Source organism: Streptomyces sp. HUAS TT11, assembly GCF_051553595.1.
Lineage (GTDB): Bacteria > Actinomycetota > Actinomycetes > Streptomycetales > Streptomycetaceae > Streptomyces.
In genome coordinates this window covers 5,425,893-5,440,607 of record NZ_CP196184.1, presented here as the reverse complement: position 1 = coordinate 5,440,607, position 14,715 = coordinate 5,425,893, and the positions used below count along the sequence as shown (strand labels likewise).

Sequence of the window (14,715 nt, the reverse complement as noted above, 5' to 3'; positions counted from 1 at the left end):
TCGGGTGTCAGGAGCGCAGCGCCTGGACGGCGTCCGCCAGCGCCCGTGGTACATCCGGCAGACGTGTGTGCGCCCCGTCGCGCACGACATGCCGTCCGCCTACGACCGTATGGCGCACGTCCGCCGCGGTCGCGGCGAACACCGCCGTCTCGGCGCCCAGCCCCGGCGGCGGTCCCGCGGTCCTGACCGAATCGAGCGCGATCGTCGTGAAGTCGGCGAGCGCCCCGGGCTCCAGGACACCCGCGTCCTGCCAGCCGAGCGCCGCGTGTCCGTCGGCGGAGGCCGCCCGCAGCAGGCTCGCCGCGGTCCAGTGACCCCGGGTGCGGGTGCGCAGCCGCTCGTCGAGCTCCATCGCGCGCGCCTCCTCGAGGAGGTCGATGACGGCGTGGCTGTCGGAGCCGAGCGAGAGGGGGGAGCCGGCCGCCTGCAGGGCCATGGCCGGGCCGATGCCGTCGGCGAGGTCCCGCTCCGTCGTCGGGCACATGCAGGTGCCCGTGGAGGCCGCCCCGATCAACCGGATGTCCTCGTCCGTGAGATGGGTGTTGTGCACACCGGTGGTGCGCGGGCCCAGGACTCCGTGGTCGGCGAGCAGGCGCGTGGGGGTGCAGCCGTGGGCCCGGTGGCAGGCGTCGTTCTCCGCCGTCTGCTCGGACAGGTGCACATGCAGCGGGGCCCGCCGCTCCTCGGCCCAGCGTGCCACCGTCGCCAACTGCCCCGCGGGCACCGCCCGTACGGAGTGGACGGCGGCCCCGATCCGTGCGTGCTCCCGCTCTTTCAGATCCGAGGAGCGTTCGGCCCAGCGCTCCGCGGTGCCGTCGGAGAAGCGGAGCTGGTGGTGGTTCGGCGGCTGCCCGAATCCGGAGGAGAGGTAGGCGGTGTCGAGCAGGGTGATGCGGATGCCGGCCTCGGCGGCGGCGTCGATGAGGGCCTCGCCCATGGCGTTGGGGTCGGCGTAGGGGGTGCCGCCCGGGGCGTGGTGCACGTAGTGGAACTCGCCGACCGCGGTGACACCGGCGAGCGCCATCTCCGCGTACACGGCGCGTGCGAGTGCGTGGTACGTCTCGGGGGTCAGCCGGTCGGCGACCGAGTACATGACCTCCCGCCAGGTCCAGAAGGTGCCGGAGCCCACCTGGACCACTCCGCGCAGGGCGCGGTGGAAGGCGTGCGAGTGCGCGTCGGCGAGCCCCGGGACGGTGAGTCCGCGCAGGATCTCGGCGCCCGGTGGCGGAGCGCCGACGCCGGTACGGACTGCGGTGACGCGACCGTCGGACACATCGAGGGCGACGCCCGTCTCCACGGCCGGGTCGAGCCAGGCGTGCTCCAGCCAGTACGTCCGTGTCACCTGCACACCAGCCCTTCCAGTACGTCGGCGAGTGCGGTCACCCCGGCGACGCAGTCCTCCTCGGCGGCGTCCTCGGCCGGGGAGTGCGAGACACCCGTGGGGTTGCGCACGAACAGCATGGCGGTCGGGACGCTCCCGGACAGGATCCCGGCGTCGTGCCCGGCACCGGTGCCCAGCACGGGCACGGTGAGCCCGCGCTCCTGCTCCCGGCCCAGGATGCGGGCGAGTTCGTCACGCAGGACGTGGTCGAACTCCACGACGGGGGTGAAGGACTCACGGACGACGTCGAGGTCCACGCCGTGCGCTTCCGCGTGCTCGCGGGCCGCCTTCTCGATCCCGCTCAGCACGGTGTCGAGGCTCTCCTGGTCGGCGGCGCGGGAGTCGAGCCAGCCGCGGACGAGCGAGGGGATGGCGTTGACGCCGTTGGGTTCGACGGCGATCTTGCCGAAGGTGGCGACGGCGCCGGCGAGTGCGGCCTCGCGGCGGGCGGCGAGCACGGTCTCGGCGTACGGCAGCATGGGGTCGCGCCGGTCGACCAGGCGCGTGGTCCCGGCGTGGTTGGCCTCGCCCCGGAAGTCGAACCGCCAGCGCCCGTGCGGCCAGATGGCGCTGGCCACGCCCACCGGGTCCCCGCTGAGGTCGAGCGCCCGGCCCTGCTCGATGTGCAGTTCGACGAACGCGCCGATACGCCCGAGGCGCTCCGGGTCGGGCCCGATCGCGTCGGGGTCGTGCCCGGCGGCCTCCATGGCCTGTGCCAGCGTGACGCCGTCGCCGTCGGTGAGCCGGTGCGCCTGCTCGCGGCTCAGCTGTCCGGCGGCCAGCCGCGACCCGACACAGGCGAGCCCGAACCGCGCGCCCTCCTCGTCCCCGAAGTTGACGACGGCGACCGGTCTGCGGAACTCCACGCCCCGCGCGCGCAGCTCGTCGAACGCCGCGAAGGACGACACGACCCCGAGCGGGCCGTCGAAGGCGCCGCCGTCGGGGACGGAGTCGAGGTGCGACCCCGTGACGACGGCGTCACCCGCCGCGGGGTCCCCCAGCCAGGCCCACTGGTTGCCGTTCCGGTCCACCTCGAGGGCGAGCCCGCGGCCCCGGGCCTGCTCCTCGAACCAGGCCCGGCCCTCGCTGTCGGCGGCCGTCCAGGCGAAGCGGCGGTAACCGCCGGAGGCGGAGCTGCGGCCGATCGGCAGCAGCTCCGCCCACATGCTGTGGAAGGTCACGCGTCGTCACCTTCGCGCATCGGCACCCGCACGCCCCGCTCCCCGGCCACGGACTCCGCGATGTCGTATCCGGCGTCCACGTGCCGGATGACACCCATGCCCGGGTCGTTGGTGAGGACCCGGCGGATCTTCTCGCCGCTCAGCTTGGTGCCGTCGGCCACGGTGACCTGCCCGGCGTGGATGGAGCGGCCCATGCCGACTCCGCCGCCGTGGTGGATGGACACCCACGACGCACCGGACGCCACGTTCACCATGGCGTTGAGCAGCGGCCAGTCCGCGATCGCGTCCGAGCCGTCCAGCATCGCCTCGGTCTCGCGGTACGGGGAGGCGACGGAACCGCAGTCGAGGTGGTCGCGGCCGATGACGACGGGCGCGCTCAGCTCACCGCTCGCCACCATGTCGTTGAACCGCTCGCCGGCCTTGTCCCGCTCGCCGTAGCCGAGCCAGCAGATGCGGGCGGGCAGGCCCTGGAAGTGGACGCGCTCACCGGCCATCTTGATCCAGCGGGCGAGGGACTCGTTCTCCGGGAACAGCTCGAGGATCGCCCGGTCGGTCTTCGCGATGTCGGCCGGGTCGCCGGACAGCGCCGCCCACCGGAAGGGGCCCTTGCCCTCGCAGAACAGCGGCCGGATGTAGGCGGGGACGAAGCCGGGGAAGGCGAACGCACGGTCGTACCCGGCCAGTTGCGCCTCACCGCGGATCGAGTTGCCGTAGTCGAAGACCTCGGCACCCGCGTCCATGAAGCCGACCATCGCCTCGACGTGCCTGGCCATCGACTCGCGGGCGCGCGTGGTGAAGCCGGCCGGGTCCTTGGCGGCGGCGTCGGCCATGTCCTCGAAGGCGACGCCGGTCGGCAGGTACGCCAGCGGGTCGTGGGCCGAGGTCTGGTCGGTGACGATGTCGATGGGCGCGCTCATGGCGAGCAGCTGCGGCAGGAGGTCGGCGGCGTTGCCGAGCAGGCCGATGGACAGCGGGCGCCGGGCGTCACGCGCCTCGACGGCCAGCTGAAGAGCGTGCTCCAGGGAGTCGGCCTTCACATCCAGGTACCGGTGCTCGATACGGCGCTCGATCGCCCGCGGGTCGCAGTCGATGCAGATCGCGACGCCGTCGTTCATCGTGACGGCGAGCGGCTGGGCGCCGCCCATGCCGCCGAGTCCGGCCGTCAGGGTGATGGTGCCCGCGAGCGTGCCGCCGAACTTCTTCGCGGCCACGGCGGCGAACGTCTCGTAGGTGCCCTGGAGGATGCCCTGGGTGCCGATGTAGATCCACGAACCGGCGGTCATCTGCCCGTACATGGTCAGGCCGAGGGCCTCCAGCCGGCGGAACTCCTCCCAGTTGGCCCAGTCGCCGACGAGGTTGGAGTTGGCGAGGAGCACGCGCGGCGCCCACTCGTGGGTCTGCATGACGCCGACGGGACGGCCGGACTGGACGAGCATCGTCTCGTCCTGCTTGAGCCCCTTCAGCGTGCGGACCATCGCGTCGAAGGACCGCCAGTCGCGCGCGGCCTTGCCGGTGCCGCCGTAGACGACGAGCTTGTCGGGGTGTTCGGCGACCTCGGGGTCGAGGTTGTTCTGCAGCATCCGCAGGGCGGCCTCCTGCTGCCATCCCAGGGCGCTCAGTTCCGTGCCGCGCGGCGCTCGGACGGGGCGGGGTCCTGACATGGTCTGCCTCCTGGGGTACGGCCGCACGCGGCCGGGGGCGCGCGCGGACTGTTGCAGTGGTTATTCACATCCTGGCCACCTGAATAGAGCTAGTCAATACATTCTTGCGCCAGCGTGGCCGCGGCAGGGATGTTTGGCTGGAGATACGACCACGAAGAGTGGCACGGGGACGGGGGACACGGTGGTGGACATGAAGAGCTTCGGGACGGGACACACCGGCGGAGAAGAGCACCCCGAGGACGCCGGGCGGGTGGCACGCCGGGACGAGGCCGTGCGCGCCGCGGTCGAGCAGGGGCTGCTCGGGCCGGACGCTCCCATCGTCGGCCTCCTGGACGTCACCGGCATCCGCGACTCGGCGGCGGCGCTGCGGGCGGCCTTCGACGCGGTGGCCGCGCCGGGGACTTCGGTGCTGCACGCCTTCGCCGTGAAGGCGACCCCGCTGGTACCGGTGCTGTCCCTGTTGCGAGCCGCCGGTATCGGCGCGGAAGTGGCGAGCGCCGGGGAGCTGGCCCTGGCCAGGGCGGCCGGCGTCGCACCCGAGCACATCGTGCTGGACGCACCCGCCAAGACCCCCGCGGAGCTGCGGGAGGCGCTGGAGCTGGGCATCGCCGTGAACGCGGACAACCCGCAGGAGCTGGCGCGGATCGACGGCCTGGTCCGCACGGCGCAGACGTCCTCCCCTCTCGGGATCCGGGTGAATCCGCAGCTCGGGGCCGGTGCGATCGAAGCGCTGTCCACGGCGACCGCCACCTCGAAGTTCGGGGTGGCGCTGCGGGACGAGGGAGCGCGCGAATGGCTCGTGCGCGCGTACACCGAACGGCCCTGGCTGACCCGGCTGCACGCGCACTCCGGCTCACAGGGCATCCCGCTCTCGCTGATGGCGCGGGGCGTCGCCGAGACCTACGCGCTCGCCGAGGAGATCAACCGGCGGATCGGGCGGCGCCAGATCGACACGATCGACATCGGCGGCGGACTTCCGGTCAATTTCTCCTCCGAGGTGACGACGCCGACCTACGCCCAGTACGCACGGCTGCTGGCGGAGGCGGTGCCCGGGCTGTTCGACGGGCGGTACGGGCTGGTCACCGAGTTCGGACGGTCGCTGCTGGCCAAGCACGGAACCGTGGTGGCGCGGGTGGAGTACGCCAAGCGCGCGGGCGGCCGGGCGGTCGCGGTCACGCACGCCGGTGTCCAGGTGGCCACCCGCACGGTGTACGCACCGGCGTCGTGGCCGCTGCGGATCTTGGCGTACGACGCGAAGGGGCACCCCAAGGAGGGACCCGCGGTGGTCCAGGACGTGGCCGGACCGGCATGCTTCGCGGGCGACCTGCTGGCCACGGGGCAGGCGTTGCCGCTGCTGGAACAGGGCGACCACGCGGCGGCACCGGACACCGGGGCCTACTACTTCGCCCACCACTACGCGTACAACTCCCTCACCCGGCCCGGGGTGTACGGCTACGCGCCGGGCGCGGGCGGTGGCATCCGGTTCGCGGTCGTACGGGAGCCGCAGACCCTCGAGGAGGTCGTGGTGGAGTCGGGTGGAGCGCATACGGGTGCGCTCACGGCGCTCTGAGGAGGCGTACGCCCCGGCTCGAGCGCTCCCCACCGGCCGCACGGGCACACCCCGGTGGACGCACGCCCCACCAGCCCCGACACCCCCGTACGTGTGCACAGCCGACCCACCCTAGCGGCGCGGCCGCATGTTCCACCGGAAAATGCCAGATCCCTCACCCCTCGCGCACACGTTGCGTAGCCTCTTCGTCACTCAGCCGAACCCGAGGCGGGAGGGGAGCCACGGTGCCCGGAATCGACGAGTGCCTACTGGAAGCCATGCGACTGCCCGGTGCCCGGGGTGCCGCGGTGGTCGACTGGACCAGCGGGCTCGCCCTGGGCACGGTCGGGGACTCGCCCGGCGGTGACCACGAGAGCACCGCGGCAGAGGCGGCGGAACTGGCCCGGCTCGCCGCCGAACACCGCGCGTTCGCCCCGGAGGACGACGCCGGCTGGTCCGGCGAGGCGTGCCCGGTCGAGGACCTGATCATCGCCAACCGGGACAGCTACCACCTGCTGCGGTTCGTCCCGACCACCTTCGACAGCAGCGTCTTCCTGCACCTCTGGCTGGCCCGCGCGGAGGGCAACCTCGCCCTGGCCCGCATCCGGCTCGGCGAGATGGCCGGACGGCTGGTGCTGGGATGACGACGGTCAGGATGCCCATGCCGCCCCCGCTGCCCGTCCGCCGGCAGACCGAGATCCCCAGTGCCGGCGTCTCCCCCATGCTCGGCCGGCTCGCGGCCGAACGGGCCACGGGTGTGCTGATGCGCGAAGGCGGCATGCTCCATCTGCTCGAGGGTCAGGTGGTGTACGCCGAGAGCCATGCGACGCCCGGACTCGACGTCCTGCTCGTCGCGCGCGGCGCGCTGGACGAGGAGGGCTGGCGGGAGGCGGTCGCCGAGGCGGGGGCGCACCGGCTGGTCGGCCGGTTCCTGGTCGACAGCGGCCGGATCGGCCAGGGGGCACTGGAACTGTGCCATCTGGGCGCACTGTACGACGCGGCGTACTTCGTCCTCGGCCCGAGCAGCGCGCCCGCCCGCTTCCGGTACGGCGAGGGCCATTGGCTCGGCCCCGTGCGCCCGGTCCCCGTGGCCGCGGTGGAACGCGAGACGCTGCGCCGCCGGGAGCTGCTGCACCGCATATGGCCCGATCCGGAGACGGACCAGGCTCCGCTCGTCCGCGCCGCCCGCCCTGCGGGCCCGGCCGTCACACCCCGCCAGGGAGCGGTGCTCGACCGGATCGACGGAGTGCGGACGGCCACCGACATCTCACGCCAGCTGGGCCGTCCGGCCTTCCACACGCTGGTCGACGTACGACGGCTGGCCGCCGCGGGTGTCGTCGCGGCCCGGCCCGCCGTGCCCGCGCCCCGCGCCGAAACCCTTGTGCCCACCGCGCAGCCGGCGCCCTTCGCCGACCCCCACATCACGTTGCTGAAGAGGCTGAGGGATGCGCTGGAGGCCCTTTGACCGGATCGAACGGGACACCCCCGCCGAGAGGAGACCCCTGATGGACGCGGAGCCCGAGGTCCTCGACGAACTCCGCCGGCTCAGATCCCGCATCCCTCAGCTGACGGGCGCCCTCGCCGCCAGCGTCGACGGGCTGGTCCTCGCCCAGGACGCGCCCGGCGTCGAACCCGAGGGTGTCGCCGCGCTGACCGCCGCCGCGCTGGGCGTCGCCATGCGCCTCGCCGACGCGACGGGCCAGGGCGACTTCCGCGAGCTGCTCGTCCGCGGCATCCACGGCTATGTGGCCACGTACGCGGCGGGCCGCAGTGCCGTGCTCACGCTGCTGGCCCAGGACCGGGTCAACGTCGGCCGGCTGCATCTGGAGGGCCGGCGCGCGAGCACACGCATCGGCGAACTGGTCGACGAGGCCGCCCTGCGGGCCGGGTCGGCGCAGTCCCGCCCCGCCAGGCCCCCCGCCAGGACCACCACCAGGTCCGCACCCACGCGGACCCGCACCGCGCGCACCCCCGCGAGCCCTCGATCGGCCGCGGACGCGCGTTCTACCACGGAAAGTTGAAAGGACACCTCACCTCATGGCCAACACCGAAACCACGCTGAAGGAAGCCCTCGCCTCCATCGAAGGCGCGACCGGGGCCGCCCTCGTCGACTACACCAGCGGCATGGCGCTGGGCACGATGGGCGGCAGCAAGGGCTTCGACCTCACCGTCGCCGCCGCCGGCAACACCGATGTCGTACGGGCCAAGCTGCGCACCATGGAGCACCTCGGGCTCAAAGGGCAGATCGAGGACATCCTGATCACCCTGAGCGATCAGTACCACCTGATCCGGCTGCTGACCGGCCGGGGCGGCAACGGCCTGTTCCTCTACCTGGTCCTCGACGCCAAGCGGGCCAACATGGCGATGGCCCGCCACCAGTTGAAGAAGATCGAGGAGGACCTGGAGGTCTGAGCCTCGGCCCGCCCGCTCCCCGCGTGCTACACGAGCTCGGCGGTCCGGCGGCGCGCCCCGCCCGGGGCCGCGTCGCCGGCCGCGATGCCGGTGCTGCGGTAGCCCTTGACGGGCTTGCCCGCGGGCGCTCCGCCACGGCGGCCGAGCCAGTCGACACGCACCCACAGCAGCACGTCGTCGGCGCGTTCGCGGCGGCCCAGCCAGGCCGCCTTCAGCCGCAGGCCGGCGCCGGTGCCGGCGAGCAGCATGCCGCCCGCGGCGGGCACCGCGAAGGAGCTGCCGAGCGCGACGGCGACGGCGACGAGCAGCCACCAGCGGTGCCCGCGCCGCCAGGTCCGGGTGGTGACCGAGCGGTCCTGCAGCACGTCGTACTTGCCGGCGCGGGCGGCGGCGCGGGAAAGCGCGGCGTAGCGTCCTCGGCGCGTGAGTGCGACGACCGCGGTCGCGACGACGAACAGTGCGGCCCCGGCCGTCACTCCGATCCGGCGTCCCGTAAGTCCCGGTACCAGCACCCCGATACCGGCCGCGAACACCCCCAGCCACCACAGCGGTGCGGCTCCGGCCCGTGCGACGACCGCCACCCTGGCCAATCCCTGTCCTCCGCGCGCCACGCCCTGCCTCCCGTCCGTTCCGGTGCCGTGTCCCGGTTCGCGCAGGCTAGCGAGCAAAAGTGAGACGAGTCTGAAAAAACCGGCAGCCACCGGCGTGAACCGCCGGCCGTCCGGCCCGGCTACTCCACGAACAGCCCCCGGGCCGCCGCCTGCGCGTCGAACTCCTCCAGCCGCGCCTGGGCGTCGGGCAGGTCGTCGCACATCGCCTCGAGCAGGACTCTGCCGAGCAGCATCGGCGCACAGGCCGTGTCGAAGGCGAGCCCCGTACCGACGGCGGCCGGCAGCAGCAGGTCCGAGACCTTCGCCACCGGCGCGAACGCCGAGTCGGCGACCGTGACGACGGTCAGTCCCGCCCCCTTGGCGTACGCGAGTGCGTCGACGACCTCGCGCGGGTGGCGCGGCAGCGCGAAGCACAGCAGCGCGCTCGCGCCCGCCCGTACGGCCGCGTCGATGCGGTCGTCGAGCATGGTGCCGCCCTCGCGCAGCAGCCGGACGTCCGGGTGGACCTTCGCCGCGAAGTACGCGAAGCCGAACGCCTGGGAGGCGGCGGCCCGCAGGCCGAGCACCGGCAGCGGGCGCGAGGCCGCCAGGATCCGTCCGGCCCTCTCCACGGGCCGCGGGTCGGCCAGTATCTCCGCCAGGTGCCTGAGGTTCTCGATCTCCGCCTCGACGGCCTGCTGGTACTCGTTGTAGGCCCCCGCGTCCGGTGCCGGCTCCGCGGGGGCGACCTCGCGCAGGTGCTTGCGCAGCGCCGGATAGCCGTCGAATCCCAGGGCCACCGCGAAACGGGTGACGGACGGCTGGCTGACTCCGGCGAGTTCGGCCAGCTCCACGCTCGACAGGAACGGCACGTCCGCGGCACGCCGCACCATGCTGTGGGCGATGCGTCGCTGGGTCGGTGTGAGCCGGTGCCCCTCGAAGAGCGCCTGCAGGCGCGCGGCAGGGCTGTCGGTCACGCTCATGACGTGCTCCCCCTCCAGATGTCGGTGAACCGGTCGAGCAGTCGGGCCGCCGCCGTCACGTCGTCCGTGAGCGGCCGGTCGGCCAGGTCGCCGTCCAGCACCGACTCGGCGAGCTCCAGCGCCCGGCCCACCGGAAGCTCCGGCTCGGGCTTGAGACCGCGCAGGTGCAACGCCCGTACGGCGGCAACCAGTTCACAGCCGACCACCAGACGGTACGCAGAGCACGCGCGCAGCGTTTGACGCGCGGCGAGTGAGGCGAAACTGGCCTGCTCCTCGACGCCTCGGGAGAGTACAGCGTGTCCGAGGGACGCGGGTGCGGAGAACGCGCGCAGATCGCCGAGGGCGGCTCCCGCGGCGTACTCCAGGATCATCACGCCGGAGGAGGCGGGCTCGTTGTCGGCGAGGAAGGGGCGCAGCCGGGTGTAGGCGGGTTCGTTCAGTGTCGACAGGCGGGAGGTGGACAGCCGCGCCACCTGCGTCACGGCCAGCCGGAAGTGGTCCAGGGCGAGGGCGAGCTGGGCCTGGTAGAAGCCGCCGTGGTGGTAGGCGGCCATGTCCTCGGGCGAGATCAGCGGGTTCTCGGCGGCCGCGTTGATCTCGATCGCGAGAACCTCCTCCAGCGCGTCCGCCGCATCGTGTGCAGGACCGTGGATCTGCGGCAGGCAGCGGAAGCCGTACGGGTCCTGGATGCGGCCGAGCGGTGGTGTCGGGCGGTCGGCCGCGCCGATCAGCCGCCGCATCCGGCGGGCGACCTCGACGGATCCGCGATGCGGCCGGGCGGCGTGCACGGGGGCCGCGTACGCCTCGTGCGAGCCGTCCACCGCGAGCAGCGAGAGCGCGGCGACCACCTGGGTGGCACCGACCAGGTCCCGCAACTCGTGCAGCGCCAGGGCGGCCTGGCCGAGGGTGAGGGCGTTGCTGCTGATGAAGGCGAGCGCGTCGTTGTTGTCGAGGGGCTGGGGCTGCGGTGCCCCCGCGCCCTTCCAGGGGTGCTCGCCGGCGAGCGCGAGTCCCGCCTGCGCCAGGGCCGCGATGTCGCCGGTCCCCACCGACCCGAACTCGTTGACGACCGGGTACGCCTCGCTCTCCAGCGCCTCGCACAGCGCCGTGACCACGCTGGGGCGCAGGCCCGCGCCGCCCGCGAGCAGCTGATTGGCCCGGACCGCCAGCATCGCGCGGACCTGACGCGCGGGCAGCTCCTCGCCGATCGCCCCGGCATGGCTGCGCAGCAGGCGCAGCCCGTGCCCGGCGGCGGCCTCCGTCGGCACGTCCTCGGTGCGGTTCGCGCCCACGCCGGTGGAGCGGCCGTACACGCGCCCGGTCGCCGCGATCTGCCGGGCGGCGTCCCAGGACTCCTCCACCCGCTTCATGGCCTCCGTGCCGGGGACCGGCCGTGCGGCGCCCTCGGCGAGGCGCACCACGTCCTCCACGCCGAGTCCGACGCCGTCGAGGATCACGAGGTCGGAATACCCGGGACTCGGCTTGTCCACGATCCGAGACGACATCAAACCTCAAACTCCCCTCAACCCGGACATCCCATCTTGCTCTGCGGTCATCTGTTACCTCGGATTGGCGCCGAAGCGTTGACAACCTATTCACACACCAAGAACTCTGCATGACGTTATACAGCCGGGCAAGGGACATCTCATGATCCAGTTCGATGCGGTCCACAAGCGCTTCCCCAACGGCACGACGGCGGTCCACGACCTCTCCCTGGAGATGCCGGAGGGCGGTGTGACCGTCCTGGTCGGATCCTCCGGCTGCGGCAAGACGACCACCCTGCGGATGGTCAACCGCATGGTCGAGCCCACCTCCGGCACCATCCGTGTGGGCGGCCGGGACGTCACCCGGCAGGACGCCGCCGAGCTGCGCCGCTCCATCGGCTACGTCATCCAGCAGGGCGGCCTCTTCCCGCACCGCACGGTGCTCGACAACATCGCCACGGTGCCCCTGCTGCTCGGCTGGAACCGCAGGAAGGCGCGCTCCCGGGCGGCCGAGCTGCTGGAGACCGTCGGCCTCACCGCCGACGCCGGCAAGCGGTATCCGCACCAGCTCTCCGGCGGCCAGCAGCAGCGCGTCGGAGTCGCCCGCGCGCTCGCCGCCGATCCGCCCGTCCTGCTGATGGACGAGCCGTTCGGCGCCGTCGACCCGGTGGTGCGCACCCAGCTCCAGGACGAACTGCTGCGTCTGCAGAAGGAGCTGAACAAGACCATCGTCTTCGTCACCCACGACATCGACGAGGCCGTCCGCCTCGGCGACCGCATCGCGGTCTTCCGCACCGGCGGGCATCTGGTGCAGTGCGCCGCGCCCGAAGAGCTTCTGGCGCGCCCCGCCGACGACTTCGTGGCCGGGTTCCTCGGCGCCGAGCGAGGGCTGAAACTGCTCTCCCTGAGGACTTTGGCGGCGGTCCCGCAGGGCCCGGCCCCCGCCTCCGGCACCTGGACCCTCGTCCTGGACGAGGCGCGCAGGCCCCTGCACTGGCGTTCCGCGGACGACGCCGAACGCCCGGTACGACCGCTCGGGGACGCCGACTCCCTGCTGTCGGCGCTGAACGAGTCCGTCGCCTCCCCCACGGGGCTGATCGCGCGGGTCGACGCGGCCGGCGAGCTCACCGGCGTGTCCTCCCGCGACGACATCCTCGAGCACGCGAACCGCGCCCACGCGGAACTGGGCGTGGCGGCATGACCATCGACTGGTCCTGGATAGCGGACCACACCGACGACCTCACCTCCCTGACCTTCTCCCACCTCGAGGCCGCCCTCACCGCCGTCCTCCTCGGACTGCTGATCTCGCTCCCCCTCGCGGTGATCGCCCACCGTGTCCGCCCCCTGCGCGGCTTCCTCCTCGGCGCCTCGAACGTCCTGTTCACCATCCCGTCGATCGCGATCTTCGTTCTCCTGCTGCCGCTGAGCGGCCTCACGCGCACCACGACCGTGATCGGCCTGACGGTCTACAGCCTCGTGGTCCTGCTCCGGAACACGGTCGAGGGCCTCGACTCGGTCCCGGTGCGGGTGAAGGAGGCGGCGAAGGCGATGGGCACACGCCCGCTGCGGACCCTCCTGACCGTGGAGCTCCCCCTCGCCCTGCCCGTGATCATGGCGGGCGTCCGGATCGCGACCGTCATGTCGATCTCGCTGGTCTCGGTCGCGACCTACATCGGCGACGGCGGCCTCGGTCAGCTCTTCACCGACGGCTTCCAGCGCGACTTCCCGACCCCGGTGATCGTCGGAGTGGTCCTCACCCTCCTGCTCGCCGTGGTCGCGGACGCCCTGCTGGTCGCCCTCCAGTACGTCCTCACCCCGTGGAAGAGGCGGCGAGCCTGAGATGTACGAACTGTTCAAGAACCTCGGCACATGGCTGGTCAGCGGGTCCCAGTGGTCCGGCCCGGACGGCATCGCCCACCGCCTCGCCGAGCACCTCCAGTACTCCCTGCTGGCCACGCTCATCGCGGCCGCCATCGGCCTCCCGCTGGGCCTGCTGATCGGCCACACCGGCAAGGGCGCGTTCCTCGCGATCAACCTCGCGTCCTTCGGCCGCGCCCTGCCGACCGTGGGCCTGGTGGTCCTGGTCTTCCTGGCCGGCGGCCTGTCCATGCTGCCGGTGTATGTCGCCCTGGTCGCCCTCGCGGTCCCCGCGATCGTCACCAACACCTACGCGGGCATGACGGCCGTCGACCCGGACGTGAAGGACGCGGCACGCGGGCAGGGCATGCGCGGGCACCAGGTGCTCCTCCAGGTGGAGGTGCCGCTCGCCCTCCCCCTGATCCTGACGGGCCTGCGCCTGGCACTGATCCAGGTGGTCGCGACGGCCACCATCGCCGCCTACGTCTCCTTCGGCGGCCTGGGCCGCTACGTCTTCGACGGCCTCGCCCAGCGTGACCTCGTCCAGGTGCTCGGCGGCGCGGTGCTGGTCGCCGTGGTCGCCGTCGTCCTGGACCTGGCCCTGTCCGGCCTCCAGCGCTTCCTCTTCCGCCACCGCACTGCCTAGGGATCGAAGAATGAATCGTCGTGCTCTCCTCGGCGGCCTGTTCGCCGCCGCCTCCGTCCCGGCGCTCTCCGCGTGTGCGAGCGGCATCACCTCACTCGACGGCCAGGGCGACGCCGCGGGCGGCAAAGGCTCCAGCAAGGGCGGAGTCACCATCGGCACCGCCAACTTCACCGAGAACCAGGTGCTCGGCTATCTCTACGCGGCCGTCCTGAAGGCGGCCGGGGTGAAGGTCACCGTCCGCCCCAACCTCGGCACCCGGGAGATCGTCATCCCCGCGCTCAAGGGCGGCGACATCGACCTGCTGCCCGAGTACCAGGGCGCCCTCCTCAACTACCTCGACCCGAAGGCCACGCCCACCGAGGAGGGCGCCATGCAGAACGCCCTCACCCTGGCCCTGCCGACCGGTCTGCAGGTCCTGCCGTACGGCACGGCCGAGGACTCGGACGCCTTCGTCGTCACCCGGGAGACCGCGCGGAAGTACGGGCTGGCCTCTCTCGCCGACCTGAAGAAGCAGAACGGCAGGCTGGTCATCGGGGCGGCCCCCGAGGTGAAGAAACGCCGGGTCGGCGCGGTCGGCCTGAAGGACGTGTACGGCGCCGAGTTCAAGGAGTTCAAGTCGCTCGACTCCGACGGCCCGCTGGTCAAGGGCGCTCTGAAGAAGGGCGATGTGGACGTGGCGAACCTCTTCACCACGGACACCGACATCGAGACCGAGGACTGGGTGGTTCTCGCGGACCCCGAGCATCTGATCCCGAGCCAGCACATCGTCCCCCTCATCGCCGACCGCAAGGCCGACGACACGGTCCGCAAGGCCCTCGCCCGGCTCGGCAACGTCCTGACCACCGCCGATCTCACCGAGCTCAACGGCCGGGTGGACAAGGACAAGAAGGACCCGGAGGACGTGGCCGACGCCTACGCGAAGCAGCACGGACTGGCGAAGTAGCCGAACGGCCGGGACCCGGAGCGCCCCT

15 protein-coding genes are annotated in these 14,715 nt (G+C 72.6%); 9 read left to right on the top strand and 6 right to left on the bottom strand.

The window, feature by feature from the left end:
• Positions 1 to 7: 7 nt before the first annotated feature.
• The 3 genes from ACSHXN_RS24380 to hutU are packed head-to-tail and all read right to left on the bottom strand — an operon-like array spanning position 8 to position 4,223.
• Entirely contained in the window at positions 8 to 1,342 is a 1,335-nt protein-coding gene (locus tag ACSHXN_RS24380) for a formimidoylglutamate deiminase (RefSeq protein WP_355800291.1), read from the bottom strand.
• Positions 1,339 to 2,562 carry an allantoate amidohydrolase gene (locus ACSHXN_RS24375; RefSeq protein WP_438303692.1) on the bottom strand — a complete coding sequence of 408 codons (1,224 nt, stop codon included), beginning with the start codon at positions 2,560 to 2,562 and terminating at the stop codon, positions 1,339 to 1,341. Before ACSHXN_RS24375 ends, ACSHXN_RS24380 begins: the two co-directional genes overlap by 4 nt.
• Positions 2,559 to 4,223 (bottom strand): urocanate hydratase, encoded by a 1,665-nt coding sequence (hutU, locus tag ACSHXN_RS24370; RefSeq protein WP_355137785.1) that lies wholly within the window; start codon positions 4,221 to 4,223, stop codon positions 2,559 to 2,561. Before hutU ends, ACSHXN_RS24375 begins: the two co-directional genes overlap by 4 nt.
• Positions 4,224 to 4,413: 190 nt before the next feature.
• On the opposite strand from hutU, the gene ACSHXN_RS24365 reads away from it, so the two are divergent.
• From ACSHXN_RS24365 to ACSHXN_RS24345, 5 genes are all read left to right on the top strand, one after another.
• On the top strand, positions 4,414 to 5,793 hold the full coding sequence (locus ACSHXN_RS24365) for a diaminopimelate decarboxylase (RefSeq protein WP_383351683.1): 1,380 nt from the start codon (positions 4,414 to 4,416) through the stop codon (positions 5,791 to 5,793).
• A 224-nt stretch (positions 5,794 to 6,017) separates the two neighbouring features.
• Positions 6,018 to 6,416, top strand: coding sequence for a hypothetical protein (locus ACSHXN_RS24360; protein WP_355137789.1), 399 nt, complete (start codon positions 6,018 to 6,020; stop codon positions 6,414 to 6,416).
• 17 nt (positions 6,417 to 6,433) lie between these two features.
• A complete protein-coding gene (locus ACSHXN_RS24355) occupies positions 6,434 to 7,237 on the top strand; it encodes a transcriptional regulator (RefSeq protein ID WP_355137850.1) in 804 nt (267 codons plus the stop codon).
• Between the two features lie 40 nt (positions 7,238 to 7,277).
• Positions 7,278 to 7,793, top strand: a complete 516-nt coding sequence (locus ACSHXN_RS24350) for a roadblock/LC7 domain-containing protein (protein ID WP_355137790.1) — start codon at positions 7,278 to 7,280, stop codon at positions 7,791 to 7,793.
• Positions 7,794 to 7,809: 16 nt separating this feature from the next.
• Entirely contained in the window at positions 7,810 to 8,184 is a 375-nt protein-coding gene (locus ACSHXN_RS24345; RefSeq protein WP_355137791.1) for a hypothetical protein, read from the top strand.
• Between the two features lie 26 nt (positions 8,185 to 8,210).
• On the opposite strand, the gene ACSHXN_RS24340 is transcribed toward ACSHXN_RS24345, so the two are convergent.
• The 3 genes from ACSHXN_RS24340 to ACSHXN_RS24330 all read right to left on the bottom strand — a co-directional run bounded on the left by ACSHXN_RS24340 (position 8,211) and on the right by ACSHXN_RS24330 (position 11,262).
• Entirely contained in the window at positions 8,211 to 8,795 is a 585-nt protein-coding gene (locus tag ACSHXN_RS24340) for a hypothetical protein (protein ID WP_355137792.1), read from the bottom strand.
• Positions 8,796 to 8,914: 119 nt separating this feature from the next.
• The gene (locus tag ACSHXN_RS24335) at positions 8,915 to 9,757 is read right to left on the bottom strand and encodes a MurR/RpiR family transcriptional regulator (RefSeq protein ID WP_355137794.1); all 843 of its coding nucleotides are present in this window, start codon (positions 9,755 to 9,757) and stop codon (positions 8,915 to 8,917) included.
• Positions 9,754 to 11,262: an aromatic amino acid ammonia-lyase gene (locus tag ACSHXN_RS24330; protein WP_355137796.1), complete on the bottom strand. Its 1,509-nt coding sequence runs from the start codon at positions 11,260 to 11,262 to the stop codon at positions 9,754 to 9,756. The genes ACSHXN_RS24335 and ACSHXN_RS24330 overlap by 4 nt, the downstream gene beginning before the upstream one ends.
• A gap of 142 nt (positions 11,263 to 11,404) precedes the next feature.
• On the opposite strand from ACSHXN_RS24330, the gene ACSHXN_RS24325 reads away from it, so the two are divergent.
• The 4 genes from ACSHXN_RS24325 to ACSHXN_RS24310 are packed head-to-tail and all read left to right on the top strand — an operon-like array spanning position 11,405 to position 14,687.
• Positions 11,405 to 12,442 carry an ABC transporter ATP-binding protein gene (locus tag ACSHXN_RS24325; protein WP_355137798.1) on the top strand — a complete coding sequence of 346 codons (1,038 nt, stop codon included), beginning with the start codon at positions 11,405 to 11,407 and terminating at the stop codon, positions 12,440 to 12,442.
• A complete protein-coding gene (locus ACSHXN_RS24320) occupies positions 12,439 to 13,080 on the top strand; it encodes an ABC transporter permease (protein ID WP_438303691.1) in 642 nt (213 codons plus the stop codon). Before ACSHXN_RS24325 ends, ACSHXN_RS24320 begins: the two co-directional genes overlap by 4 nt.
• A 1-nt stretch (position 13,081) precedes the next feature.
• A complete protein-coding gene (locus ACSHXN_RS24315) occupies positions 13,082 to 13,744 on the top strand; it encodes an ABC transporter permease (RefSeq protein WP_355137802.1) in 663 nt (220 codons plus the stop codon).
• A gap of 10 nt (positions 13,745 to 13,754) precedes the next feature.
• On the top strand, positions 13,755 to 14,687 hold the full coding sequence (locus ACSHXN_RS24310) for an ABC transporter substrate-binding protein (RefSeq protein WP_355137804.1): 933 nt from the start codon (positions 13,755 to 13,757) through the stop codon (positions 14,685 to 14,687).
• The last annotated feature ends 28 nt before the right edge of the window (positions 14,688 to 14,715 follow it).

Excerpts from the sequence above, each read along its gene's own strand:
- hutU (WP_355137785.1), bottom strand. The coding sequence starts at position 4,223 with ATGTCAGGACCCCGCCCCGTCCGAGCGCCGCGCGGCACGGAACTGAGC.
- ACSHXN_RS24365 (WP_383351683.1), top strand. The coding sequence starts at position 4,414 with ATGAAGAGCTTCGGGACGGGACACACCGGCGGAGAAGAGCACCCCGAG.
- ACSHXN_RS24355 (WP_355137850.1), top strand. The coding sequence starts at position 6,434 with ATGCCGCCCCCGCTGCCCGTCCGCCGGCAGACCGAGATCCCCAGTGCC.
- ACSHXN_RS24350 (WP_355137790.1), top strand. The coding sequence starts at position 7,278 with ATGGACGCGGAGCCCGAGGTCCTCGACGAACTCCGCCGGCTCAGATCC.
- ACSHXN_RS24345 (WP_355137791.1), top strand. The coding sequence starts at position 7,810 with ATGGCCAACACCGAAACCACGCTGAAGGAAGCCCTCGCCTCCATCGAA.
- ACSHXN_RS24335 (WP_355137794.1), bottom strand. The coding sequence starts at position 9,757 with ATGAGCGTGACCGACAGCCCTGCCGCGCGCCTGCAGGCGCTCTTCGAG.
- ACSHXN_RS24330 (WP_355137796.1), bottom strand. The coding sequence starts at position 11,262 with ATGTCGTCTCGGATCGTGGACAAGCCGAGTCCCGGGTATTCCGACCTC.
- ACSHXN_RS24325 (WP_355137798.1), top strand. The coding sequence starts at position 11,405 with ATGATCCAGTTCGATGCGGTCCACAAGCGCTTCCCCAACGGCACGACG.
- ACSHXN_RS24320 (WP_438303691.1), top strand. The coding sequence starts at position 12,439 with ATGACCATCGACTGGTCCTGGATAGCGGACCACACCGACGACCTCACC.
- ACSHXN_RS24315 (WP_355137802.1), top strand. The coding sequence starts at position 13,082 with ATGTACGAACTGTTCAAGAACCTCGGCACATGGCTGGTCAGCGGGTCC.
- ACSHXN_RS24310 (WP_355137804.1), top strand. The coding sequence starts at position 13,755 with ATGAATCGTCGTGCTCTCCTCGGCGGCCTGTTCGCCGCCGCCTCCGTC.